Origin of the sequence: Streptomyces sp. NPDC005303 (genome assembly GCF_040607335.1) — a bacterium.
Classification (GTDB): domain Bacteria; phylum Actinomycetota; class Actinomycetes; order Streptomycetales; family Streptomycetaceae; genus Streptomyces.
Genome location: NZ_JBEXGM010000004.1, coordinates 120,475 through 143,248, shown reverse-complemented (window position 1 = coordinate 143,248; position 22,774 = coordinate 120,475). Strand labels below are relative to the sequence as shown.

Annotated in this window: 23 protein-coding genes; 18 read left to right on the top strand and 5 right to left on the bottom strand. The window is 71.6% G+C overall.

From position 1 onward, the window contains the following. Positions 1-4: 4 nt before the first annotated feature. Genes ABZT93_RS08810 through ABZT93_RS08750 form a run of 13 tightly spaced genes read left to right on the top strand, consistent with a single transcriptional unit; the run spans position 5 to position 14,404 of the window. Positions 5-1,552, top strand: a complete 1,548-nt coding sequence (locus ABZT93_RS08810) for a right-handed parallel beta-helix repeat-containing protein (protein ID WP_356100997.1) — start codon at positions 5-7, stop codon at positions 1,550-1,552. Position 1,553: 1 nt separating this feature from the next. Continuing rightward, positions 1,554-2,786 (top strand): O-antigen ligase domain-containing protein, encoded by a 1,233-nt coding sequence (locus ABZT93_RS08805; protein ID WP_356100994.1) that lies wholly within the window; start codon positions 1,554-1,556, stop codon positions 2,784-2,786. A gap of 2 nt (positions 2,787-2,788) precedes the next feature. Beyond that, positions 2,789-4,030, top strand: a complete 1,242-nt coding sequence (locus tag ABZT93_RS08800; protein ID WP_356101464.1) for a glycosyltransferase — start codon at positions 2,789-2,791, stop codon at positions 4,028-4,030. Continuing rightward, positions 4,027-5,286, top strand: a complete 1,260-nt coding sequence (locus tag ABZT93_RS08795; protein WP_356100992.1) for a class I SAM-dependent methyltransferase — start codon at positions 4,027-4,029, stop codon at positions 5,284-5,286. Before ABZT93_RS08800 ends, ABZT93_RS08795 begins: the two co-directional genes overlap by 4 nt. Then, positions 5,283-6,068, top strand: a complete 786-nt coding sequence (locus ABZT93_RS08790; RefSeq protein ID WP_037716317.1) for a sugar phosphate nucleotidyltransferase — start codon at positions 5,283-5,285, stop codon at positions 6,066-6,068. The genes ABZT93_RS08795 and ABZT93_RS08790 overlap by 4 nt, the downstream gene beginning before the upstream one ends. Next, the gene (locus ABZT93_RS08785; protein WP_037716320.1) at positions 6,065-6,712 is read left to right on the top strand and encodes a PIG-L deacetylase family protein; all 648 of its coding nucleotides are present in this window, start codon (positions 6,065-6,067) and stop codon (positions 6,710-6,712) included. The genes ABZT93_RS08790 and ABZT93_RS08785 overlap by 4 nt, the downstream gene beginning before the upstream one ends. A gap of 3 nt (positions 6,713-6,715) precedes the next feature. Continuing rightward, a complete protein-coding gene (locus tag ABZT93_RS08780) occupies positions 6,716-7,741 on the top strand; it encodes an SDR family oxidoreductase (RefSeq protein ID WP_356100989.1) in 1,026 nt (341 codons plus the stop codon). Next, positions 7,738-9,036: a DUF4910 domain-containing protein gene (locus ABZT93_RS08775; protein WP_356100988.1), complete on the top strand. Its 1,299-nt coding sequence runs from the start codon at positions 7,738-7,740 to the stop codon at positions 9,034-9,036. The genes ABZT93_RS08780 and ABZT93_RS08775 overlap by 4 nt, the downstream gene beginning before the upstream one ends. Next, positions 9,033-10,340, top strand: coding sequence for a hypothetical protein (locus ABZT93_RS08770; RefSeq protein WP_356100986.1), 1,308 nt, complete (start codon positions 9,033-9,035; stop codon positions 10,338-10,340). The genes ABZT93_RS08775 and ABZT93_RS08770 overlap by 4 nt, the downstream gene beginning before the upstream one ends. After that, positions 10,337-11,284: a glycosyltransferase gene (locus tag ABZT93_RS08765; protein WP_356100983.1), complete on the top strand. Its 948-nt coding sequence runs from the start codon at positions 10,337-10,339 to the stop codon at positions 11,282-11,284. Before ABZT93_RS08770 ends, ABZT93_RS08765 begins: the two co-directional genes overlap by 4 nt. Beyond that, on the top strand, positions 11,281-12,507 hold the full coding sequence (locus ABZT93_RS08760) for a polysaccharide pyruvyl transferase family protein (protein ID WP_356100981.1): 1,227 nt from the start codon (positions 11,281-11,283) through the stop codon (positions 12,505-12,507). Before ABZT93_RS08765 ends, ABZT93_RS08760 begins: the two co-directional genes overlap by 4 nt. Next, the gene (gene rfbC / locus ABZT93_RS08755) at positions 12,504-13,064 is read left to right on the top strand and encodes a dTDP-4-dehydrorhamnose 3,5-epimerase (RefSeq protein WP_356100978.1); all 561 of its coding nucleotides are present in this window, start codon (positions 12,504-12,506) and stop codon (positions 13,062-13,064) included. The genes ABZT93_RS08760 and rfbC overlap by 4 nt, the downstream gene beginning before the upstream one ends. After that, a complete protein-coding gene (locus ABZT93_RS08750; protein WP_356100976.1) occupies positions 13,061-14,404 on the top strand; it encodes a glutamate-1-semialdehyde 2,1-aminomutase in 1,344 nt (447 codons plus the stop codon). The genes rfbC and ABZT93_RS08750 overlap by 4 nt, the downstream gene beginning before the upstream one ends. 12 nt (positions 14,405-14,416) lie before the next feature. Here the strand turns inward: ABZT93_RS08750 and ABZT93_RS08745 are convergent, their stop codons facing one another. From ABZT93_RS08745 to ABZT93_RS08730, 4 genes are all read right to left on the bottom strand, one after another. After that, a complete protein-coding gene (locus ABZT93_RS08745; protein ID WP_356100974.1) occupies positions 14,417-15,103 on the bottom strand; it encodes a phosphatase PAP2 family protein in 687 nt (228 codons plus the stop codon). 164 nt (positions 15,104-15,267) lie between these two features. After that, on the bottom strand, positions 15,268-15,867 hold the full coding sequence (locus ABZT93_RS08740; protein WP_356100971.1) for an acyltransferase: 600 nt from the start codon (positions 15,865-15,867) through the stop codon (positions 15,268-15,270). A gap of 13 nt (positions 15,868-15,880) precedes the next feature. Continuing rightward, entirely contained in the window at positions 15,881-16,897 is a 1,017-nt protein-coding gene (locus ABZT93_RS08735; RefSeq protein WP_356100968.1) for an alcohol dehydrogenase catalytic domain-containing protein, read from the bottom strand. Beyond that, complete coding sequence (locus ABZT93_RS08730; protein ID WP_356101461.1) at positions 16,897-17,721, bottom strand: IclR family transcriptional regulator; 825 nt, start codon at positions 17,719-17,721, stop codon at positions 16,897-16,899. Before ABZT93_RS08730 ends, ABZT93_RS08735 begins: the two co-directional genes overlap by 1 nt. A gap of 39 nt (positions 17,722-17,760) precedes the next feature. On the opposite strand from ABZT93_RS08730, the gene ABZT93_RS08725 reads away from it, so the two are divergent. The 3 genes from ABZT93_RS08725 to ABZT93_RS08715 all read left to right on the top strand — a co-directional run bounded on the left by ABZT93_RS08725 (position 17,761) and on the right by ABZT93_RS08715 (position 20,681). Continuing rightward, entirely contained in the window at positions 17,761-19,473 is a 1,713-nt protein-coding gene (locus tag ABZT93_RS08725) for an IlvD/Edd family dehydratase (protein WP_356100966.1), read from the top strand. 118 nt (positions 19,474-19,591) lie between these two features. Then, positions 19,592-19,714 carry a putative leader peptide gene (locus tag ABZT93_RS08720; RefSeq protein WP_356100964.1) on the top strand — a complete coding sequence of 41 codons (123 nt, stop codon included), beginning with the start codon at positions 19,592-19,594 and terminating at the stop codon, positions 19,712-19,714. A 100-nt stretch (positions 19,715-19,814) separates the two neighbouring features. Next, positions 19,815-20,681 (top strand): glutathione S-transferase C-terminal domain-containing protein, encoded by an 867-nt coding sequence (locus ABZT93_RS08715; protein WP_356100962.1) that lies wholly within the window; start codon positions 19,815-19,817, stop codon positions 20,679-20,681. 82 nt (positions 20,682-20,763) lie between these two features. Here ABZT93_RS08715 and ABZT93_RS08710 read toward each other — a convergent pair whose 3' ends face one another. After that, positions 20,764-21,132, bottom strand: coding sequence for a hypothetical protein (locus ABZT93_RS08710; RefSeq protein ID WP_356100959.1), 369 nt, complete (start codon positions 21,130-21,132; stop codon positions 20,764-20,766). A gap of 96 nt (positions 21,133-21,228) precedes the next feature. Between ABZT93_RS08710 and ABZT93_RS08705 the strand changes: the two genes are divergently transcribed. Continuing rightward, positions 21,229-22,209: a WYL domain-containing protein gene (locus tag ABZT93_RS08705; protein ID WP_356100957.1), complete on the top strand. Its 981-nt coding sequence runs from the start codon at positions 21,229-21,231 to the stop codon at positions 22,207-22,209. An 8-nt stretch (positions 22,210-22,217) separates the two neighbouring features. Next, positions 22,218-22,694: a GNAT family N-acetyltransferase gene (locus tag ABZT93_RS08700; RefSeq protein ID WP_356100954.1), complete on the top strand. Its 477-nt coding sequence runs from the start codon at positions 22,218-22,220 to the stop codon at positions 22,692-22,694. Positions 22,695-22,774 lie beyond the last annotated feature (80 nt).

Sequence of the window (22,774 nt, the reverse complement as noted above, 5' to 3'; positions counted from 1 at the left end):
GCACGTGGGGAACAAGAGGCGGCCCTGGGCGTTGGCGGTGGCACCGCTGACGCTGGCCCTGCTGGCGGCGACCGGCTGTGACAGCGGCACGCCAAAAGCCAGTGCGAACCCGACCGCCGTGCCGACCACGTCCGGGGCCCGGTCCGAGTCCCTGGCCCGGGTGTGCGCCAACCCCGCGGCCGGGCCGGCCAAGGCACCCGCGGGCGCGGTCACGGTCGACCCCGCGAAGGTCGGTGACCTGGCGGCCAAGACCAAGGGCAACCCCCCGAACACCACGTTCTGGCTCCGGCCGGGCAAGCACAGGCTCGACCCGGACCGCTTCGCCCAGGTCGTCCCCAAGAAGGGGGACCGCTACCTCGGTGCACCGGGCGCGGTGCTCGACGGCGGGAAGAAGAACCAGTACGCCTTCAGCGGCAGCGCCAGCGACGTCAGCATCCGCTACCTGACCGTGCAGCGTTTCGCGGCACCTTCCGACGAGGGCGTGGTCAACCACGACTCGGCCGACGGATGGGTGATCGAGGACTCGACGATCCAGGACAACGACGGTGCCGGGCTGATGGCCGGTGCCCGCCAGCAGGTCCGCGCCAACTGCCTCAAGAACAACGGCCAGTACGGCATGAACGCGTACAAGGGCAATGGCCGTATCACCGGTCTGGTGGTCGAGGGCAACGAGATCGTGGGCAACAACACCGGCGACTGGGAGCGGCGCAAGCCGGGCTGCGGCTGCACCGGAGGCATCAAGTTCTGGGCCGTCGACGGCGCCGACATACGCGGGAACTGGGTGCACGACAACCGGGGAACCGGGTTGTGGGCGGACACCAACAACAACGACTTCCTCATCGAGAACAACGTGATCGAGGCCAACGACGGTGCCGCGCTGATCTACGAGATCAGCTACAACGCGATCATCCGGAAGAACACGATCCGGCGGAACAACTGGGTCGAGGGCCGCAAGGCGGCCGACGCCGGCGACAGCTTCCCGTTCGCGACGATCTACCTCTCCGAGTCGGGCGGGGAACCACGGGTCAAGGCCCGCACCGACAAGATCGAGATCTATCAGAACATGCTGGAGAACAACTGGTCCGGGATCACCCTGTGGGAGAACGCCGACCGGTTCTGCAACAGCCCGGCGAACACCTCGTCCGGTGACTGCACGTTGCTGGTGAAGAAGACCGGCAGCTGCGCGAAGCCGGCGATCGCCAAGGCGCCGCTCTACGCCGACTGCCGGTGGAAGACGCAGCGGGTGGACATCCACGACAACCGCTTCGTGCTGGACAAGTCGGTCGTCAAGTGCACGACGAAGTGCGACCGGATGGCGGTGCTGTCCAACTACGGCACCTATCCGGACTGGTCGCCGTACAAGGGCGAGAAGGTGGCCGACGCGATCACGCAGAAGCAGCACAACCGCTGGCACGACAACGTCTATGTCGGACCGTGGAAGTTCGTCGTCCACGACCCGAGCAAGCTGCTCGAATTCCCGAGCTGGCAGGGCATGCCGAACCAGCAGGACACGGGCAGCACCCTCGACTCCGACCCGAAGGCCGGTGGTTGAGATGGAGACAGAGCGCACGCCGAAGATCGTCGGGGTGGTCTGGGGGCTGCTGGTCCTCAACACGCTCGGCTCGGCCGGGGCGAAGACCATCGTCCCGTTGCCCCGCTCCCTCATCCAGATGGTCACCATGGGCGCACTGGTCCTCGCGTTCGCGCTGGCGCTCGCGGTCAATGCCCGGTTGCGCATTCGAGGCAGCGCATACGTGTTCCTGCTGACCCTGCTGCTGGTGACGAGCGTGGTCTCCAGCGCTCACCTGGAGTCCGGGTTCGGCGCGCTGTTCCGCTGCTTCAGGCTGATGCTCTTCGTCGGCACGCTGTGGCTGCTCAGCCGCTGGTGGGACGGCAGCCTGACGTTCGTACGGCACCACATCCGGATGTACTTCGCGGTGCTGGGATCGGTGGCCCTCGGCCTGGTCGTCTCCCCGGGCGCGGCCCTGCCCGAGCTCTACGGCGGGCGGCTGGTCGGCGCGCTGTGGCCGCTCACCCCGCCGCAGATCGGCCAGTACGCCGCGGTGATCATCGGGCTCACCGTGCTGCTCCTCGTGGGCCGCCGGACCGACAGGACCAGCGCGGCGGTGGTCATCGTGCCCTCACTGGTCCTGCTCGCCCTGACCCATACCCGCACGGCCACGCTCGGCCTGCTCCTCGGGCTGGTGCTGGCGATCGGCTCGCTCCTGCTCACAAGCGCCGCGGCCCGCCGCTTCTTCACCTGGGCGGTGGCGATCGCCACGGTGGCCGCGGTGGGGTTCGCCTCCGCACTGCAAGCGTGGTTCCTGCGCGGACAGAGCAAGGACAACTTCTCCAGCCTCACCGGTCGCGCCAAGGTCTGGGACGCCCTGCTGGCCGCGCCCCGGACGACCGGGGAGAAGTGGTTCGGCGTGGGTCTGGGCGACAAGTCGTTCGGCGGCCTGCCGATCGACAACAGCTGGCTGGCCGTCTACAACGAGCAGGGCCTGATCGGTGTCACCCTCGTCGCGGCGATCATCATCGTGCTGGGCGGCGTCGCGCTGCTGCGGCCACCGTCGCTGCAGCGGGCCTGCGCGATCTTCCTGATCAGCTACTGCGCGATCGCGTCGTACACCGAGGCCGGCCTCGGCGACGCCTCGCCGTATCTGCTGCATCTGGCCCTGGCCGCCGCGCTGTTGGTGGCACCTGCCGAGGCCACCTCCCTCGCGACGCCCGCCGTCCCCCGACAACGCATCCCGCGCTGGGCCCAGAGAACGGAGGTGAGGTGAGCATGCACGTCCTCGTGGTGCACAACCGTTACGGCTCGGCGCAGCCGAGCGGCGAGAACAAGGTCGTCGACCAGGAGGTGGAGCTGCTGCGCGAAGGCGGCCACCGGGTCGAGACGTTCGAGCGGCGCAGCGACGACATCGGCGCCATGTCCCTCCTCGCCAAGGTCGCGGTGCCCCTGCGGGTGCCGTGGAACCCGGCGGTCCGTACGGAACTAGCCACCCGGCTGCGCACCGAGCGGCCGGACATCGTCCACGTCCACAACGTCTTCCCGCTCCTGTCGCCCGCGGTGCTCGCCGCCTGCGCCGACGCCGGCGTGCCCGCCGTGGCGACGCTGCACAACTACACCCAGGTCTGCCCGCCCGGCACCTTGCAGCGGGACGGCCGGCCGTGCACCGAATGCGTCGGGTCGACGCCCCTGCCCGCCGTCCGGCACGGCTGCTACCGGGGCTCCCGCCTCGCGACCGTGCCGCTCGCGGTCAGCCTGTCGGCCAACCGGCGGCGGTGGTGGTCCGGCGTGGAGCGCTTCCTGTGCATCTCCGCGGCGCAGCGTGACGTCCTGGTGCGGGCCGGGATGCCGGCCGAGCGGATGGCGGTGAAGCACAACTTCGTGCCCGACCCGGACGCGCGCCGCACGGACGCCGGCGAGCATGTGCTCTACCTCGGCCGGCTCGCGGAGGCCAAGGGCGTACGGCTGCTCATGGCCGCGTGGGACGAGATCGCGGCGAGCGGCGGTGTGGGGGTACCGCTCGTGATCGCCGGCACGGGACCACTGGAGGCGGAGGTCACCGCTTGGGCGGCGGGCCGGGACGACGTGCGGTACGTCGGCCTGTACGACACGGCGGAGTGCCAGAAGGCCATCGCGCGGTCGGTCGCCGTGGTGGCTCCCTCGACGTGGCTGGAGGCGTTCGGCCTGGTGGTCGTGGAGGCGATGGCGGCCGGGGTCCCGGTCGTCGCCGCCGGCCACGGCGCCTTCGTCGAACTCGTCGAGGACGGGGTGACCGGGCTGCTGCACAAGCCGGGGGAGTCCGCCTCCCTCGCGTCCTGCATACGCCGGATCGCGGCGGAGCCGGACCACAACCGGGAGATGGGCGAGGCGGCCCGGCGCCGCTACGAACAGGGTTTCAGCCCGACGGTCGGCCTTGACCGTCTGGTTGACGAGTACCGCACCGCGATCGCGGTGCGGTCAGCACAGACTCGCGGCGGGGACATCCGCGCGAGCAGGGGGGATGGGGACAACAGATGACACGATGCCGACTGTGCGGCTCGGAGGCGATGGCGAGCGTCGTCGACCTCGGGGCGACGCCACCGTGCGAGAGCTTTCTCGCCGCGGACCAACTCGACCAGCCGGAGCCCGCGTACCCGCTGCACCTGCAGGTCTGCACCGACTGCTGGCTCGCGCAGATCCCGCCGCTGATCACGCCGGAGGAGACGTTCAAGGAGTACGCGTACTTCTCCTCGTTCTCGACCTCCTGGGTGGAGCACGCGCGCACGTTCGTCGCCGACGCCGTGGAGCGCGTGGGTCTCGACGCCGACGGCTCCGACGCTTTCGTGGTCGAGGTCGCGAGCAACGACGGGTACCTGCTGAAGCACGTGGTGGACCGGGGGATCCGCTGCCTCGGCATCGAGCCCTCGGTGAACGTCGGCGCGGCGGCACGGGACAAGGGCGTGCCCACGCTCACGGAGTTCCTGAGCCCGGAGACCGGTTCGGCCGTGCGCAAGGAGCACGGCCCGGCGAACCTGGTCGTGGCCAACAACGTGTACGCGCACATCCCCGACGTGGTCGGCTTCACCCAGGGGCTGCGCGCCCTGGTCGCCGACGACGGCTGGGTCTCCATCGAGGTGCAGCACCTGCTGACCCTGATCGAGGAGAACCAGTACGACACGATCTACCACGAGCACTTCCAGTACTACACGGTCGCCTCCGCGATCCAGGCCCTCGCGAGCGGCGGACTGACGCTCGTGGACGTCGAGTTGCTGCCCACGCACGGCGGCTCCATCCGGCTGTGGTCGCGCCCGGCCGAGGTGGCCGGGGAGCCGACGCAGCGGGTGGCCGACGTGCTGGCCCGCGAGAAGGCCGCCGGGCTTCAGGAGCTGTCGGGCTACACCGAGTTCTCCGCCCGGGTGGCCAAGGTACGCAGGGACCTCCTGAAGTTCCTCATCGAGGCGGCCGAGCGCGGCGAGACGGTCGTCGGCTACGGCGCCCCCGGCAAGGGCAACACCCTGCTCAACCACTGCGGCATCCGGCCCGACCTGCTCGCGTACACGGTCGACCGCAACCCCTACAAGCACGGCAGGTTCACGCCGGGCACCCGTATCCCGATCCTGCCGCCCGAGCAGATAGCCGCCGACAAGCCGGACTACGTGCTCGTCCTCCCGTGGAACCTGCGGGCCGAACTCACCGAGCAGCTGTCCTTCGTGCACGAGTGGGGCGGCCGGCTCGTCTTTCCCATCCCGGAACTGAGCGTTGTCGAGGTCGCGTCGCGAAAGGTCACAGCATGAAGGTCGTTCTGTTCTGCGGCGGTTACGGGATGCGGATGCGCAACGGAACCTCCGACGACGTGCCCAAGCCCATGGCGATGGTCGGCCCCAGACCGCTGATCTGGCATGTCATGCGCTACTACGCGCACTTCGGGCACACGGAGTTCATCCTGTGCCTCGGCTACGGGGCCCACCACATCAAGAACTTCTTCCTCAACTACGAGGAGACGACGTCCAACGACTTCGTGCTGCGCAAGGGACGGACCGAGCTGCTGTCCACCGACATAGCCGACTGGACGATCACCTTCGCGCAGACCGGCATCGAGTCGCCGATCGGGGAGCGGCTGCGTCGCGTGCGTCACCACCTGGACGGCGACGAGATGTTCCTCGCCAACTACGCGGACGTCCTCACCGACGCCCCGCTGCCCGAGATGATCGAGAAGTTCTCCCAGCGTGACGCCGGCGCCTCGATGATGGTCGTGCCGCCGCAGTCCTCCTTCCACTGCGTGGAGCTGGGCGAGGACAGCCTGGTGGGCGGCATCACCGCGGTGAGCGAACTGCCGCTGTGGGAGAACGGCGGCTATTTCGTGCTCCGCCAGGAGGTCTTCGACCACATACCCGAGGGCGGGGACCTGGTCGCCGACGGATGCGCCGAACTGGCCAAGCAGGGACGGCTGGTGGCGCACCAGCACCGCGGCTTCTGGAAGCCGACCGACACCGTGAAGGAGCGGGCCGCGCTCGACGCCGCCTACGCCCAGGGCGACCGCCCGTGGGCCGTGTGGGAGCAGGGGGTGCGCGCGTGATCCGACTCGGGGCCGGGTCCCCGGACCGGATCGTCGCCGTGGGCGCGCACTGCGACGACATCGCCATCGGCGCCGGCGGCACGCTGCTCGCCCTGTGCCGGGCGCGGCCCGGTCTCCGGGTGGACGCGCTGGTGCTCTCCGGCGGCGGCACCGAACGCGAGCAGGAGGAGCGGGCCGCGCTCGCCGCCTTCTGCCCGGGCGCCGACCTGCGGCTGACCGTGCTCAAACTGCCGGACGGCCGCATGCCCGTGCACTGGGACGAGGCCAAGGCCGCGGTCGAGGAACTGCGCGCGCAGACCGACCCGGACCTGATCCTCGCCCCGCGCACCGACGACGCCCACCAGGACCACCGCGGCCTGGCACAGCTGATACCCACCGCCTTCCGCGACCACCTCGTGCTCGGCTACGAGATCGTCAAGTGGGACGGCGACCTCGGCCGCATGGCGGCCTACCAGCCCCTGTCGACGGAGATCGCCGAACAGAAGGTGCGGCTGCTGCAGGAGCACTACGCCTCGCAGCGCCACCGGCCCTGGTACGACCGGGAGGCCTTCCTCGGCCTCGCGCGAATCCGCGGCATCGAATGCCACGAGCGATACGCCGAAGCGTTCGCCGTCACCAAACTCACGCTCAACCTGGGGGGTTGACCCATGCGCGTACTGCTGACCGGACACCAGGGATACCTGGGAACCGTCATGGCCCCGGTCCTCGCCGCCGCCGGACACGAGGTCGTCGGCCTCGACGCCGGCCTGTTCGCCGACAGTGTCCTCGGCCCGACGCCCGCCGACCCGCCGGGACACCGGGTGGACCTGCGCGACGTCACGGCCGAACACGTGGCCGGCGTCGACGCCGTGATCCACCTGGCCGCGCTCTCCAACGACCCGCTGGGATCGCTGGCGCCGGAACTCACCTACGACATCAACCACCACGCGTCGGTACACCTCGCGCGGCTGGCCCGCGAGGCCGGAGTGGGGCGCTTCCTGTACGCGTCGACCTGCTCGGTGTACGGCGCCGCCGGCGGCGAGGACCTGGTGGGCGAGGACGCCCCGCTGCGCCCGGTGACGCCGTACGCGGAGTCCAAGGTGCGGGTCGAGGACGACCTGCACGAGCTCGCCGACGGCGACTTCACGCCGGTGTTCATGCGCAACGCCACGGCCTTCGGGTTCTCGCCCCGGCTGCGCGCCGACATCGTGCTGAACAACCTGGTCGGCCACGCGCTGCTGTCCGGCGAGGTACTGGTGATGTCCGACGGCACGCCCTGGCGCCCGCTGGTGCACGCCGTCGACATCGCGCGGGCCTTCACCGCCGCGCTGACCGCACCGCGGGAAGCGGTGCACGACCGGGCGTTCAACATCGGCAGCGAGATCAACAACGTCACGGTCGCCGAGATCGCCGAGCAGGTCGCCGAGGCGGTGCCCGGCTCCAAGGTGAACATCACCGGGGAGAACGGCGCCGACCCGCGGTCCTACCGCGTGGACTTCTCCCGGTTCCGCGCCGCGATCCCCGGCTTCGACTGCGAGTGGACGGTGAAGCAGGGCGCGCTCGACCTCGCCGACGCCTACCGCCAGCACGGCCTGACCCGGGAGGCCTTCGAGCAGCGCTTCACCCGCCTGGCCGTGCTGCGCGCCGCCTCCGAGGCCGGCACCGTCGACGACACCTTGCGGTGGCGCGGATGACCACGGGCGGCGAACAGCCGACGACCTCGGCCGGCGACGAGATGTACGCGCTGGTGGAGCGGCTGTACCCGCTGTGCCGCAGCATCACCGGCGACGGTGTGCGCGCCACCCTCGACATCGTCGGCGAGTACATCCCGCTGCAGGTGCACGAAGTGCCGACCGGGACGCAGGTGCTCGACTGGACGGTGCCGCAGGAGTGGAACATCCGGGACGCGTACATCGCCGACGCCGCCGGCAACCGGGTCGTCGACTTCGCCGAGTCCAGCCTGCACGTGCTCGGCTACAGCGTGCCGGTGTCGGCGACCATGCCCCTGTCCGAGCTGCGCGGACACCTGCACACCCTGCCGGACCAGCCGTCCTGGGTGCCGTACCGCACCAGCTACTACAAGCCGGAGTGGGGCTTCTGCCTGGCCCAGGACACCCTGGACGCGATGCCGGACGGCGAGTACGAGGTGCGCATCGACTCCACGCTCGCCGACGGTCATCTCACCTACGCCGAGCACGTGGTCCCCGGGCAGGTCCCCGACGAGGTGATCGTCTCCTGCCATGTCTGCCACCCTTCGCTGGCCAACGACAACATGGCCGGCGTGGCGGTGGCGACGTTCCTGGCGCGGGAGTTGGCGGAGCGGACGCCGTACTACACCTACCGGTTCATCTTCGCGCCCGGCACCATCGGGGCGATCACATGGCTGGCCCGCAACAGGGAGCGGGTGGAAAGGGTCAAGCACGGCGTCGTACTGGCCTGCGCCGGCGACCGGGGTCACCTGACGTACAAGCAGAGCAGGCGCGGCGACGCCGAGATCGACCGGGTGCTGCGGCATGTGCTGGCCGCCTCCGAACGCCCGCACCAGGTCAACGAGTTCACTCCGTACGGTTACGACGAGCGGCAGTACTGCTCGCCCGGGTTCGACCTCGGCGTCGGCTCGCTCACCAGGACCCCGTACGCGGGCTACCCCGAGTACCACACCTCTGCGGACAACCTGGACTTCGTCTCCCCGGAGGCGATGGCGGACACCCTCGCGGTCTGCCGTGAGGCGTTCGCCGTCCTGGACCGCAACCGGCAGTACGTCAACCTCAGCCCCTACGGCGAACCGCAGCTGGGCCGACGCGGGTTGTACGACGCGCTCGGCGGGCGCAGCGACACGAAGCAGGCCCAGATGGCCATGCTCTGGGTGCTCAACCTCTCCGACGGCGAGCACAGCCTGCTGGACGTCGCCGAGCGGTCCGGGCTGCCTTTCGACACCGTGGCCGACGCGGCCGACGCCCTGCACGAGGCAGGGCTGATCAAGACATGACCTCCATGCCCGTCGAGGGGGAGAACGCGCCGACAGCGGCGCCACCGGCCCGGTCCGCCAAGCGGGCCCTCGTCGGCCGGCTGTCCTGGGGGCTGGCCGACCAGGCGGCCTCCAGCATCAGCAACTTCGCGGTGGGCATCTACGTGGCCCGCTCCCTCGGGGTCACCGCGTTCGGCGTGTTCAGCCTGGCCTGGGTGACCTACGGCGTGGTGCTCAACGTCTCCCGGGGCCTTGCCACCGACCCGCTCGTGGTGCGCTTCAGCGGCGTCCCGGAGGCGTCCTGGCGCGGGGCGGTGGCCCGGTCGACGGGTACCGCGTTCGGTGTGGGCACCGCCATCGGTGTGGTGTCCCTGGTGGCCGGGCTGGGGCTCGGCGGCCGGCTGGGGCCCGCGTTCGTCTGCCTGGGCGTCATGCTGCCGGGGCTGCTGCTCCAGGACGCCTGGCGGTTCTCGTTCTTCGCCGCGGGCAACGGGCGCAAGGCCTTCGTCAACGACGTCGTGTGGTGTGTGGCGCTCGTCCCGGCCATGGTGCTGGCGGCCCACGCGGGCACCGTGGCCGCCTTCGTCCTCGCCTGGGGCGCCTCCGCCGCGGTGGCCGCCGCGTACGGCTGTCTCCAGTCCGGCATCCGGCCCCGGTTGACCGGGGCGCGCGGATGGCTGCGCGAGCAGCGCGATCTCGGCTACCGGTATCTGGTCGAGAACGTCAGCCTCAGTGGCGCGAGCCAACTGCGGGCCTACGGGCTCGGCGCGATCGTCGGGCTCGGCGCGGTGGGCGCGGTGCGGGGCGCCGAGCTCCTGATGGGCCCCTTTCTCGCCGTACTGATGGGGCTGTCCCTGGTCACCGTCCCGGAGGCGGCACGGGTGCTGCGGCAGTCCCCGCACCGCCTCGGCACGTTCTGCCTTCTGCTGGGCGGCGGACAGGCCGCGGCCGCGCTGCTCTGGGGCGGGTCGCTGCTCCTGCTGCCGAACCGGCTCGGCGACCTGTTGCTCGGCAGCGTCTGGCACTCCTCCTCGCATCTCATCGTGCCGATCACCTTCAGCGTCGCGGGCGCCGGCCTCGGCACCGGCGCGGCGGCCGGGCTGCGCGCCCTCGGTGCCGCCAAACGCAGCCTGCGCTCCCAGCTGTTCGCATCCGTCTGCTACGTCGGCGGCGGACTCGGCGGAGCGGCCCTCGCCGGCACGGTCGGCTCGGCCTGGGGCGTCGCCGCCGCGACCGTCAGCAGCTCGGCCGTGTGGTGGCTGCAACTGCGGTCCGCCCTGCGCGAGCGCCACACCAACTCCGTTCCCGAAGTGAGGACTTCATGACCTCCCAGCCCAGGCTGACGATCGGCCTGCCCGTCTACAACGGCGAGGAGTACCTGGCCGAGTCGCTCGACGCGCTGCTCGGCCAGACCTACGAGGACTTCGAGCTGGTCATCTCCGACAACGCCTCGACCGACGGGACCGAGGACATCTGCCGCAAGTACGCGGCACAGGACGCACGCATCCGGTACCTCCGGCTGCCCCGGAACATCGGCGCCACGCCGAACCACAACCGCGTCCTCGCCGAGTGCCGCACCGAGCTGTTCAAGTGGGCCTCGCACGACGACCTCTACGCCCGCGATCTGCTCCGGCGCTGCGTCGAGGCGCTGGACGAGCGGCCGGACGTGATCCTCGCCCACGCCGACCAGGCGGTCATCGACGGCGACGGCCAGGTGAAGGTCCCCTATGAGTACACCCTCGCCACCGGCTCACCGCACGCGCCGGAGCGCTTCCGCAGCATGCTCTTCGAGCCCGGCGGCGACGACTTCTACGGAGTGTTCCGGGCCGACGCACTGCGCCGGGTGAAGCCGATGGACAGCTACCACCACGCGGACCGCACGTACGTCGCCGAGATCGCCCTCCACGGGCGCTTCCACCAGGTGCCGGAACTCCTGTACTTCCGCCGCGACCACCCCACCCGCGCCGAGCGGGCCAACCCCTCCAAGCGCTCCCGGTGCGTCAACCTGGACCCGCGCCGGGCCGGCCTGCTGCACCCGACGCCCCGGCTGCTCGCCGAGTACGTCTGGGGCTTCGTCTCGGCGATCCACCGGGCCCCGCTGTCCGCGGCCGACCGGCGCGAGTGCTACCGCCATCTGGCCGCCTGGATGACCAGCCGGGCCCGGCCCGGCGCCGGCGAGCGGGTCGAGGACCGCGCCCCGGTCGACCCGGCCAAGCTGACCGTCTCCGTGGACGACCTCGTCGCCGGCCGTGAGGGGAGGCGGGCATGACGTCGGCGGACGAGACCCCGGTGCGCGTCGGGGTGTTCGGCCTGCTCGGCTCCGGCAACCTCGGCAACGACGGGTCGCTGGAAGCCGTCCTCGGCTACCTCCGCGCCGAGCATCCGGACGCGGAGGTGGACGCGCTGTGCGGCGGTCCCGAGGCGGTGACCGCCAAGTTCCGGATCCCCGCGACGCGGCTGCACTGGAACCGCGCGGAGTACCGGACCGCGTCCCGGGCGAGCGCGATCGTGTGGAAGGGGCTCGGTAAACTCTTCGACGCCTACCGCACCGCCGCCTGGGTGCGCCGGCACGACGTGGTCATCGTGCCGGGCATGGGCGTCCTGGAGGCCACCCTGCCGCTGCGGCCGTGGGGCTTCCCGTACTCGCTGTTCCTGCTCTGCGCGAGCGGACGGCTGCTGGGCACCCGGGTCGCGCTGGTCAGCGTCGGCGCCGCCGGGATCAGGAGCCGGCCGACCCGGGCCCTGGTGCGCTGGTCGGCACGGCTCGCCGCGTACCGGTCCTACCGGGACGAGCAGTCCCGCGACGCGCTGCGCGCGATGGGCGTGGACACCTCGCGCGACGAGATCTACCCCGACCTCGCGTTCTCCCTGCCGGCACCGCCGTCGAGCGCGCCCACCGGCACACCGGGTCCCGTCTGCCTCGGCGTCATGGACTTCCACGGCGGCAACGACGACCGCGACCGGGCCGAGGAGATCTACCGGCGCTACCTCGACGGGACGATCACGTTCGTGCGCGCGCTCGTCGAGGAGGGCAGACCGGTCCGGCTCCTCACCGGCGACCAGTGCGATCTGTCGGTGGTCGCCGCGGTCCTCGACGCCGTCGACTCACCGCTGGTCACCGCGGCCGAACCGGCCTCTCTGGCCGACCTGATGAACGAGACGGCGGCTGCCGACACCGTGGTGGCCGTCCGCTACCACAACCTGATCTGCGCGCTGAAGACCGGTACGCCCGTGCTCGCCCTGTGCTACGCGGCGAAGAGCAACGCGCTCATGGACCGCATGGGCCTCGGCGCGTACTGCCACCCGGCCCGCGAGGTCGACGCCGACCGGCTGCTCGAACAGTTCCGGGACCTGGAGAAGCACATGGCGGAGGTACGGCAGACCCTCACCGAACGGAACCGGGTCGTCGCCGAGCAACTCACCCAGCAGTTCACCGACTTGACCACGACCCTGTTCCCGGCGAACGCCCACGCACCACGGAAGGCTCCATGAAAGCGACCGAAGTCCCCGAGATCGCCGGCGCGTACCTGTTCGAGCCCACACCGTTCGCCGACGAACGCGGCTTCTTCTGCCGCACCTTCGACGTCGACGTGGTCCGCTCGGTGGGCCTCGACCCGCACGCCTTCGTCCAGGACAGCGTCTCCCGCTCGGTCCGGGGCGTGCTGCGCGGCCTGCACCTGCGCTCCGGCGCCGGCGAGGCCAAGCTGGTGCGGTGCTCGTACGGGCAGATCTTCGACGTCGTCGTGGACCTGCGGCCGGACTCGCCGACGTACCTCGGCCGGGCCTTTTTCGAGCTGTCCGGTGAGACGCAGAAGACCGTCTACATCCCGGCGGGATGCGCTCACGGCTTCCAGGCTCTTACCGAAATCGCGGACACCTCTTACCGTATCGACCGAGAGCACGATCCCTCCGAGGACGTGACGATCGCCTTCGACGACCCGGAACTCTCGATTCCCTGGCCACTGCCGGTCACGTCGATGTCCCAGCGGGACCGGGAGGCGCCGAGCCTCGCCGAGGTCCTGAGCACAAGGAAGGTTGACGTCGGTTGACCCACGAACACACCGAAGAGGCCGCGGAGTTCCTCCTGCCCCGGTCGCGGACGGCGAACGAGCGGCTGCACGCCCTGATCCCCGGGGGCGCGCACACCTACGCCAAGGGTGACGACCAGTACCCCGAGGACCTGGCCCCTGTCATCAGTCATGGCCGCGGTGCCCACGTGTGGGACGTCGACGGCAACCGCTACATCGAGTACGGGTCCGGCCTGCGGTCGGTCAGCCTCGGACACGCCCACCCTCGCGTGACCGAGGCGGTCCGGCGGGAGATCGAGCGCGGCAGCAACTTCGTCCGGCCGTCCATCGTGGAGGTCGAAGCCGCGGAACGCTTCCTGGCCACGGTGCCGACCGCCGAGATGGTGAAGTTCGCGAAGAACGGCTCCGACGCCACCACCGCCGCGGTACGCCTCGCCCGCGCCGCCACCGGGCGCCCGCGGGTGGCCCTCTGCGCCGACCATCCGTTCTTCTCCACCGACGACTGGTTCATCGGCACCACACCGATGTCCGCCGGCATTCCGTCGGCGACCAACGAGCTCACCGTGGCGTTCCCCTACGGGGACCTGGCCGCCACGGAGGAACTGCTCACCCGGTACCAGGACGAGGTCGCCTGTCTGATCCTCGAACCCGCCACTCACGCCGAGCCGCCGCCCGGCTACCTCGCCGGCCTGCGCGAACTGGCCGACCGGCACGGCTGCGTACTGATCTTCGACGAGATGATCACCGGCTTCCGCTGGTCCGAGGTGGGCGCCCAGGGCCTGTACGGCGTGGTCCCCGACCTCTCCACGTTCGGCAAGGCGCTGGGCAACGGATTCGCCGTCTCCGCGCTGGCCGGGCGGCGCGAGCTGATGGAGCGCGGCGGGCTGCGTCACTCCGGCGAGCGCGTCTTCCTGCTGTCCACCACGCACGGCGCCGAGACGCACTCCCTGGCCGCCGCGATGGCCGTGCAGACCGTCTACACCGAGGAGGGCGTCACCGCGCGGCTGCACGCCCTCGGCGAGCGGCTGGCCGCCGGTGTCCGCGAGGCCGCGGCCGGCATGGGCGTCGAGGAGCACGTCGTCGTCCGGGGCCGGGCCAGCAACCTGGTCTTCGCCACCCTCGACGAGAACGGGCAGCCGTCACAGGAGTACCGCACCCTGTTCCTGCGCCGGCTCCTCGCGGGCGGGGTGCTGGCCCCGTCGTTCGTGGTGAGCAGCGCGCTCAGCGACGCCGACATCGACCACACCGTCGACGTGGTGGCCCAGGCCTGTGCGGTGTACCGGAAGGCACTGGACGCCGCCGACCCCACGCCCTGGGTGGGCGGACGACCGGTGAAGCCCGTGTTCCGTCGCCTGGCGTGACGTGATGTGACGTCAGCGAGCGTCCCGTTGCCCGGCGCCGGCCGTCCGGTCGGCCAACCGGTCGGCCGCCCGGTCGACCAGCCACGCGGTCGCCGGAACCACCGCCAGCGCGGTGCACCAGCCGCCCAGCGCGTCGGTGGGATAGTGCGCGCCCAGGGCGACCTCGGCCCATCCCATCGCGGCGCCGGCCAGGAGCGCCGCGCAGAGCACGAGTGACGTGCCGGCCGTCCTGCCGAGGCCGAGCCGGTCCGTCGCGAGCAGCGCCACGACGAGGGCGAGTGCGGTGAAGAAGGAGGTGTGCCCGCTCGGATAGGACAGGTTGTCGGCGCCGTGGATGGTGCGCCCCACCAGATGCTTGAGCAGCGTCGCCGTCCCCACGACCACGGCGGCGCCGGCGACGGCGAGCACCGCCGCGCGTGGACGGCGAAGCAGCAGGCAGCCCGCCACGAGGACCATGACCAGCAGCACCGATCCGGCAGGCTCTCCCAAGAAGTCCAGAGCCAGAGCGACGCGCCGCCATGGCGGCCGCACACTGTCCGCCGTCGGCGCGACGATCCACCTGTCCACCCTGCCGGGCAGGCTGTGGCCGGCGTACAGGGCCCCGATCACCAGGACCACCAGCGCGGCGAGGGCCGCGACCAGCCCGAGCGGCGCGCGCAGCGACGGGGGCAGCACCGCGGGCGTCGGCCGGCCGGTCACACGCCCACCGCGTCCGCGGGCCGAAACGCATCCCGGACGCGGTCCCCCTTGCCCCTGATCTCGTCCGTGATCACGGTCGACACGTTATAGGACGGCAATGGGCAGCCGTGTCCGGAACGAGGACGAACAGGACACACAGGCGGTGTTTCGACGGGAAACGTGCGTCATAGGCGCTCGACGAGGTGGCCGTCCCGCTCGTCGTGCAGCGCACCCGTCTCGGGACACTCCCAGACCCCCGGCTCACCCTCCCGCTCGACCAGCCGTACGCCGGCCCGCCCCACCCAGCCGATGCGGCGCGCCGGAACGCCGGCCACGAGGGCGTGGTCGGGCACGTCCCGGGTCACCACGGCGCCCGCCGCGACCAGGGCCCAGCGGCCGATCCGTACCGGTGCCACACACACCGAACGGGCCCCGAGGGACGCCCCTTCGGCCACCTCGACCGCCACGGCCTCCCAGTCGCCGCCGCGCTTGGGGTTGCCCTCCGGGTCCACCGACCGCGGGAAGCAGTCGTTGGTGAGAACCGCCGCGGGGCCCACGAACACCCCGTCGCCGAGCACCGCGGGCTCGTAGACCAGTGCGTAGTTCTGGAGCTTCACGTTGTCGCCGATCCGCACCCCGGGGCCGACATAGGCACCCCGGCCCACGACGCACCCGCTCCCCAGCCGGGCGTGCTCGCGGATCTGGGCCAGGTCCCAGACCGTCGTCCCCTCGCCGATCGCCGCGCTCTCGTCGACCTGCGCGGTCGGCTGCACCTTGATTGCCACCGGCTCGAATCCCTCAGACCGAGCCGGGATCGACGTGGATCTTCGGGCCCGGCCCGGCGCCGGGCGGACGCTCGCCCGCGAGTACGGGGCCGATCGCGTCCAGCGCCACGGTGGCGGCCACCAGCGGCCTCGGGTCGACGACCTTGTCGGCGTACGCCCTGATGGTGGCGTCGAGCCCGGGGGAGGCCGACAGGACGCCGACCGCCGTCACGTCCTTCAGGACCAGCGCGCGGGTGTCGATCCTGCTCGGCTCACCGGCCAGCCCGATGTAGACGAGACGCCCGCCCGGTTCGACCAACTCCTGTGCCAGGGCGGGCAGATGGACCGCGTTGGTGGCGTCGACGACCGCGTCGAACGGCAGGTCCGGCAGCGTGTCCTCGCGCCAGGCGTGCGGAAAGCCCAGCGAACGTGCGAAGGCGAGCGAGTCCTCGGTGGCGCCCATCAGATGCACCTCCGCACCGGCGGCGCGGGCGAACAGCGCGACCAGCAGACCGATGGTGCCGGGGCCCAGCACCAGGACCCGGTCACCCGGCCCCGCGCCGGTGGCCTGCGCGGCCCGCAGGGCGTTGCCGCCGGGCTCGACGAGCGCTCCGAGCACCGGGTCCACGGAATCCGGCAGGGCGTGCAACGAGCCTGCGGGAACGGCGAGTTGCTCGGCCAGGGCGCCCGCTCGACCGCCCCGGATGCCCACCTCCTCCCGCTGCTCGCACACATGCTGCCGACCGCGCCGGCAGCGGCGGCAGGTCCCGCAGCCGAGCATGGTGTCGCCCATGACCCGCCGTCCGACCCAGCCGGGATCGACCCCGGCGCCCACCGCACGCACCCGGCCGGCCCACTCGTGGCCCAGCCGCATCGGATAGCCGGCGTGTCCCTGGTGCAGATAGGTCATGGCACCCGTGAAGAACTCCAGGTCGGTGCCGCACACGCCGACCCGCTCGACATCGACGACGACCTCGCCGGGAGCGGCGACGGGCTCCGGTACCTCCCGCACGGCGAACTCGCCGGGAGCCGTGAGGACGAAGGCACGCATCAGAAGGGCTCCTTCAAGGGGCCGAGTACCTCGCGGATCTCCTCCACGGCGTCCACCAGCGCCCGCAGTGAGGTCCGGTACGCCAACGCGCTCACGCTCACGGCCCCGGAGGGGACCCGCGGCGAGGTGCCGTACACGGGCAGGGCAAGGCAGTTGACGCCGGTCTCGTTCTCCTGGTCGTCCAGGGCGTACCCCCGCTCGCGCGTGTCCCGCAGCTCGCGGTGCAACTCCTCGGCCGTGCACAGAGTGCCGGGTGTCCGGCGTCCCAGGGGCACTTCGCCGATCCATCGCCGTACCGCGTCCAGGGTGCCCAACTCGTGGGCGAGCAGCACCTTTCCGACCCCCGTGGCGTGGGCGGGGTTGCGGCCGCCGACCGTGGAGGTCAGCCGGACGGCACCGGTGGGCGGGTCGACCTTGGCGCGGTACACGACCTCGCGGCCCTCGAGGACGGCGTAGTGCGCCGTCTCGCCGAAACGGTCGGCCAGTGTCTCCAGCAGTGGCCGCACCCGCACGTGTTCGGGGCGGGCCTCGTGATGCGCGAAGGCCATCCTCAGGAACTCGTCACCGAGCAGATAGCGGCCGCCCGGGTCCTGTGCGGCAAGACCGGCCCGGCGCAGTGCGGCCAGAGCCCGGTGCACGGTCGGCTTGGGACTGCCGATCGCCCGGGTGAGCTCGTCCAGCGCCACCCCGTCCGGATGCCGGGCCAGCTCCTTGAGCACGGCGAGCACCCGGTCCGATCCCACCAGACGGTCGCCCTCCGCGCGGTGCGTGACGGGGGCTGCCGAAGCGGGGAACCGCTGCGTATGCTGCATGGCGTTCCGGATAGTAGACCGCCGTACCGATTACCGGAAAGAGTCCCAGCGATGAACCTTCGCAGCGCGCAGTGGTACGCGGGACAGGACCGCAACGCCTACATCCACCGGGCCTGGATGCGCCGGGGCGTCCCGGCCGACGCCTTCACCGGCCGGCCCCAGATCGCCATCGCCAACACCGCCTCCGACCTCACGCCCTGCAACGCCCACCTGGACGAGGTGGCCAGGTCCGTGCGCGACGGCGTGTACGAGGCGGGCGGCATCCCCCTCGACCTGCCCGTGGTGTCGCTGGGCGAGACCAACGTGCGGCCCACGGCCATGCTCTGGCGCAACATGGCGGCGATGGCCACGGAGGAGATGCTGCGGGCCAACCCCCTGGACGGCGTCGTCCTGCTGGGCGGCTGCGACAAGACGATCCCCTCCCTGCTGATGGCCGCCGCCTCGGTGGACCTGCCCGCGGTGGTCGTGCCCGGCGGGCCCATGCTGACCGGCACCTTCCGCGGCACCCCCCTCGGCTGCGGCACGGACGTGTGGCGGCTGTCGGAGGAGGTCCGCGCCGGGACCCTGTCCCAGGAGGAGTTCACCCGCTCCGAGTCGTCGATGATCCGCAGCCGCGGGCACTGCAACACCATGGGGACCGCCTCCACCATGGCGCTGGTCGCCGAGGCGCTGGGCACGGTGGTCCCCGGGGTGGCCGGCACCCCCGCTCCGGACAGCAGGCTGCTGGAGGCCGCGCACGGCACCGGACGGCTCGCGGTGGAGCTGGTGTCCGGCGACCGCCGCCCGAGCACCTTCCTGACCAAGGGGTCCTTCCACAACGCGATCGTGGCGCTGGCCGCGATCGGCGGTTCCACCAACGCGGTCGTCCATCTCCTCGCCATCGCGGGGCGACTGGGCGTCGAGCTGACCCTGGACGACTTCGACCGCATCGGCTCCCGGGTGCCGGTCCTGGTGGACCTCCAGCCGGCCGGACGGTTCCTCATGGAGGACTTCCACCGCGCCGGCGGACTGCTCGCCGTGCTGCGCGAGGTCGCCGACCTCCTGGATCCCGACGCGCTGACCGTGACCGGAAGGCCACTGGTGGACCACCTCACCGACGCCCCGATCTGGGACGCCGAGGTGATCAGGACCCGGGCCCGTCCCCTCGTGGAGGAGGGCGGGATCGCCGTCCTGCGCGGCAGCCTCGCCCCCGACGGGGCGCTGATCAAACCCGCGGCGGCCTCAGCACACCTGTTGCGCCACCGGGGCCGGGCGGTCGTCTTCGACAGCATCGAGGACTTCCACGCCCGCGTCGACGACCCGGACCTGGACGTCGACGCCGACTCCGTCCTGGTCCTGCGCGGCTGCGGGCCCAAGGGCTACCCGGGCATGCCCGAGGTGGCCAACATGCCGCTGCCCACCAAGCTGTTGGAGCAGGGGGTGCGGGACATGGTGCGGGTCTGCGACGGCCGGATGAGCGGAACGGCGTACGGCACCGTCGTGCTTCACGTGGCCCCGGAGGCGGCGGCGGGCGGCCCGCTCGCCCTCGTACGGACCGGTGACGTCATCAGCCTCGACGTCGAGGCCCGCCGCATCGACCTGGAGGTGCCCGCGGAGGAACTCGCCGCCCGCACCCCGAACGCGGCCACCGTGGACGGCTTCGCCAACCCGAGGCGAGGCTGGGAGCGGCTGTACGTCGACCATGTCCAACAGGCGGACCAGGGCGCGGACCTGGACTTCCTCGTCGGCTCCAGCGGCTCGGAGGTCAGCCGCGAGTCACACTGACCCGGACGGGGGAGGCGGGGCCCGCCCCGTCCCCGCCCACCTCGTGGACGCCCTCTTGACGTGCGCCCCGGCCCGATCGACACTCCAGATGGGAATCCTAGTGAACAGGTAGGGAAACATGGGGCGCGTTGCACCGGCCGCCGACCGAGAGAGCCGTACACCTCGGCCTTCGCCCCTTCTGACCTCCCGCCTGCACATCGACCTGCTGCGCGTCTGCAGCGCGATCAGGCCCCTGGGCTGAACCCGGCCGCCGCCGCCCCCTCCCTGTCCTGGCCCGCACCTTCGGCCCGACGACGCTTCCGCCGCGCGTACGTCTGCGCACCGACACCCCGGGGAGACCCATGTCCGTCACTTCGTTCGCCCACGTCCCCGCCGCCCACCCGGCCCCCGCCTTCCGGGGCAGGATCGGACAGGACGCGCGCAGCGGGCACTACGCCGTGCCGCGCCGCTACCGGCTCCACCTGGCCGCCGCCTGCGCGGACGGTCTGCGCATCGCCGTCGTACACAGCCTCCTGGGCCTCGACGAGGTCTGTCCGGTGACCTTCCTGGACCCGGTCCCCGACTGTCCCGACGGAGGCCACTCCGCGCTGCGCCCGCTGTACGAGGCCAGTGCCCACCGGTACTCCGGCGCGGCCGTCGCGCCGGTGCTCAGCGACGACTGGTCGGGGCGGATCGTCAGCACCCACGCCGCCGACATCACCCGCGACCTGGCCCGGCACTTCGGTGGCGGCCGCCCGGCGCTGTACCCGTGCGGAGCGGAGTCGGAGACCGAGGCCGTCGAGCGGATGGGCAGGGCCATCGCGCAGTCCGCCCAGCATGCCGGGTCGGCGGGCGGTGACGACGTGAACCGGGCCGCCGCGCTGGAACGACTGCTGGACACCCTGGGCTCGTTGGAGCGCTGGCTGGTGGGGCGGGAGTACCTGATCCGCGATCACCTCACGGCCGCCGACGTCGAGTTGTGGGTCACCCTGGTGCAACTCGACACCGTGCACCGCGACCACCTCGACGCCGCCGCGGTGCAGCGCATCGCCGACCACCCCACCCTGTGGGCCTACGCGCGCCGTCTGACCGCCCACCCGGCCTTCGGCACCCACCTCGACCTCGACGGCATCGCCCGCCGGCACCACGCCCACTGCCGAGGCCTGGAGGCCGCCGGCGCCGCCGTACAGATCCTGGACTGGTCCTCGCACACCACCCGCACCCCCTGACCATTCCCCCTGACGGGCCGGCATCGACACCGGTAAGTCCCGTGCGATCAGCGGCGAGCTGCTCCGGCGGAGGCGAGATCGCTCACTCCTCCCAGTCGAGCTGATGCTCGGGCGTACCCACCGAGCGCCCGTACGCCACCGCTTCGGCGCGGCCCGCTTCGTCGCCGCGCCGGCAGCGGAACACTTTGCCCGCGAAGACGACCACGTGCTCGTCGCCGGCCGTGAAGTCGGCGTACCAGCCGTTCTCGGGCTCCAGCGCCGAGGCGAGCGCGTCCGCGAGCGCGCCGGCGTCCTCGCTGTCGGTCTCCCACTCGACGAAGGTCCACACGGGCGGCTGCGTGTCGCTCGCCCCGCCGACCTCGACCCTGCTGACCTTGCGCAGTCGCAGTCCGCGCGCCTCGAACACCGCGCCGGACCGGAGGCTCTCGCCGATGACGTATCCGGTGATCATGTGCTGTCTCCCTGCTGCTCTGGGGCTTCACGGATGACGCTACGGCCGTATGGCTGACATCCTTTGTCAGTCATACGTCGACGAGGTGATCGCCCGATGCGAGCCGACCGGCTGCTGTCCCTCCTGCTCAGCCTGCAGTCCCGCGGGCAGCTGACGGCCCGCCAACTGGCCGCGGAGCTGGAGGTGTCGGTCCGTACCGTCTACCGGGACCTGGAGGCGCTGAGCGCGGCGGGCGTCCCGGTGGTGGCGAGCGGGGGGCCCGGTGGCGGCTGCCGTCTCCTGGAGGGCTGGCGCAGTCCGCTGCTCGGCATCAGCGCGGAGGAGGCGACGGCGCTGCTGGCGGCTGCCTCCGGAAGCGGGCCCCTGGAACGGATCGCGCTCGGTGACGCGCTGGCCCAGGCGCGCCTGAAACTCCTGGCCGCACTGCCGGCGGCGGGCCGCGAGCAGGCGAACACCACGGTGAACCGCTTCCACATCGACACCCAGGCCTGGTTCAGGCCACCCGAGTTGGTCCCGCACCTCCCCGTACTCGTCGATGCCGTACGACAGGACATGCGGCTGCGTCTGACTCACGCGAGCCGCTCCAGTGCCACGAGGACGGTGGACCCCTTGGGCCTCGTCGCGAAAGCGGGCATCTGGTACCTGGTCGTCCGGTCCGCCCGGGGTGTCCTCGCACACCGCGCCTCCCGAATCACGGCGGCGGAACTCCTGCCCGAGCCCTTCGTCCGCCCCACCGACTTCGACCTGTCGGCCTACTGGGGCCGTTGGACCGCCGAGTTCGAGGCGAGCCTGGACCGACTCGCGGTCACCGTACGCCTGACACCGGCAGGCCTCGCCGCACTGCCCCAGGTGCTCGGCGACACAGAGTCGGCAGCTCGGGCCACCGTCGATCCGGATGAGCCCGGCCGGCACCGCCTGATGCTCCACTTCGACGACCGGCAAGCAGCCTGCCGCCGTCTGCTCGGCTTCGGCCCCGACGCCGAGGTCCTCGAACCGGCGGACGTCCGCGAGGAGTTGGCAGCGACCGCGCGCCGCACGGCGGCCGTCTACCGCGACGCGCCCGGCGTCATGCCATGATCGGCGCCATGGCCGTTCGTATCGACCTCGCCGATGTCGGCGACCTGCACCAGGTCCTGGAGGACCACGCCCGCTACTGGGGCGACCGGGACCTTCGGGCGCTCCATCTCACCGCGTTGGTGCGGGAGTTCGGGTCCACATGTCTGGTCGCCAGAGCAGAGGACGGCATCCGCGGCTACCTCTTCGGATTCGTCACGCCCGACCGCACCGGATACGTCCACCTGATCGCCACCCGCGACGACGCCCGCGGCACAGGCCTCGGCCGTACCCTCTACGAGGCCTTCACCGAGACCGCCCGCCTCCAGGGAGCGGTCCGTCTCAAGGCGATCACCTCCGTCACCAACGAGGGCTCCATCGCCTTCCACCGCGGCCTCGGCTTCGACGACCGAGTGGTCGAGGACTACGACGGTCCCGGCCGCGCCCGTGTCGTCTTCACCCGTGAGCTTCGGTCCCAGGATGTCGACGACGCGCGTGACTCCCGCTGAACGCCGTGTGGCCGGAAGTACGTTTCCCTCCCCCGAAGGCTACGTACTTCCGGCCATTCCCCCGGCGCCGGACAGTGGTC

Bases quoted from the DNA above. Each gene is read 5' to 3' on its own strand.
- ABZT93_RS08805 (WP_356100994.1), top strand. From the start codon at position 1,554: ATGGAGACAGAGCGCACGCCGAAGATCGTCGGGGTGGTCTGGGGGCTG.
- ABZT93_RS08800 (WP_356101464.1), top strand. From the start codon at position 2,789: ATGCACGTCCTCGTGGTGCACAACCGTTACGGCTCGGCGCAGCCGAGC.
- ABZT93_RS08795 (WP_356100992.1), top strand. From the start codon at position 4,027: ATGACACGATGCCGACTGTGCGGCTCGGAGGCGATGGCGAGCGTCGTC.
- ABZT93_RS08790 (WP_037716317.1), top strand. From the start codon at position 5,283: ATGAAGGTCGTTCTGTTCTGCGGCGGTTACGGGATGCGGATGCGCAAC.
- ABZT93_RS08780 (WP_356100989.1), top strand. From the start codon at position 6,716: ATGCGCGTACTGCTGACCGGACACCAGGGATACCTGGGAACCGTCATG.
- ABZT93_RS08775 (WP_356100988.1), top strand. From the start codon at position 7,738: ATGACCACGGGCGGCGAACAGCCGACGACCTCGGCCGGCGACGAGATG.
- ABZT93_RS08770 (WP_356100986.1), top strand. From the start codon at position 9,033: ATGACCTCCATGCCCGTCGAGGGGGAGAACGCGCCGACAGCGGCGCCA.
- ABZT93_RS08765 (WP_356100983.1), top strand. From the start codon at position 10,337: ATGACCTCCCAGCCCAGGCTGACGATCGGCCTGCCCGTCTACAACGGC.
- ABZT93_RS08760 (WP_356100981.1), top strand. From the start codon at position 11,281: ATGACGTCGGCGGACGAGACCCCGGTGCGCGTCGGGGTGTTCGGCCTG.
- rfbC (WP_356100978.1), top strand. From the start codon at position 12,504: ATGAAAGCGACCGAAGTCCCCGAGATCGCCGGCGCGTACCTGTTCGAG.
- ABZT93_RS08735 (WP_356100968.1), bottom strand. From the start codon at position 16,897: ATGCGTGCCTTCGTCCTCACGGCTCCCGGCGAGTTCGCCGTGCGGGAG.
- ABZT93_RS08725 (WP_356100966.1), top strand. From the start codon at position 17,761: ATGAACCTTCGCAGCGCGCAGTGGTACGCGGGACAGGACCGCAACGCC.
- ABZT93_RS08720 (WP_356100964.1), top strand. From the start codon at position 19,592: ATGGGGCGCGTTGCACCGGCCGCCGACCGAGAGAGCCGTACACCTCGG.
- ABZT93_RS08715 (WP_356100962.1), top strand. From the start codon at position 19,815: ATGTCCGTCACTTCGTTCGCCCACGTCCCCGCCGCCCACCCGGCCCCC.
- ABZT93_RS08710 (WP_356100959.1), bottom strand. From the start codon at position 21,132: ATGATCACCGGATACGTCATCGGCGAGAGCCTCCGGTCCGGCGCGGTG.
- ABZT93_RS08705 (WP_356100957.1), top strand. From the start codon at position 21,229: ATGCGAGCCGACCGGCTGCTGTCCCTCCTGCTCAGCCTGCAGTCCCGC.
- ABZT93_RS08700 (WP_356100954.1), top strand. From the start codon at position 22,218: ATGGCCGTTCGTATCGACCTCGCCGATGTCGGCGACCTGCACCAGGTC.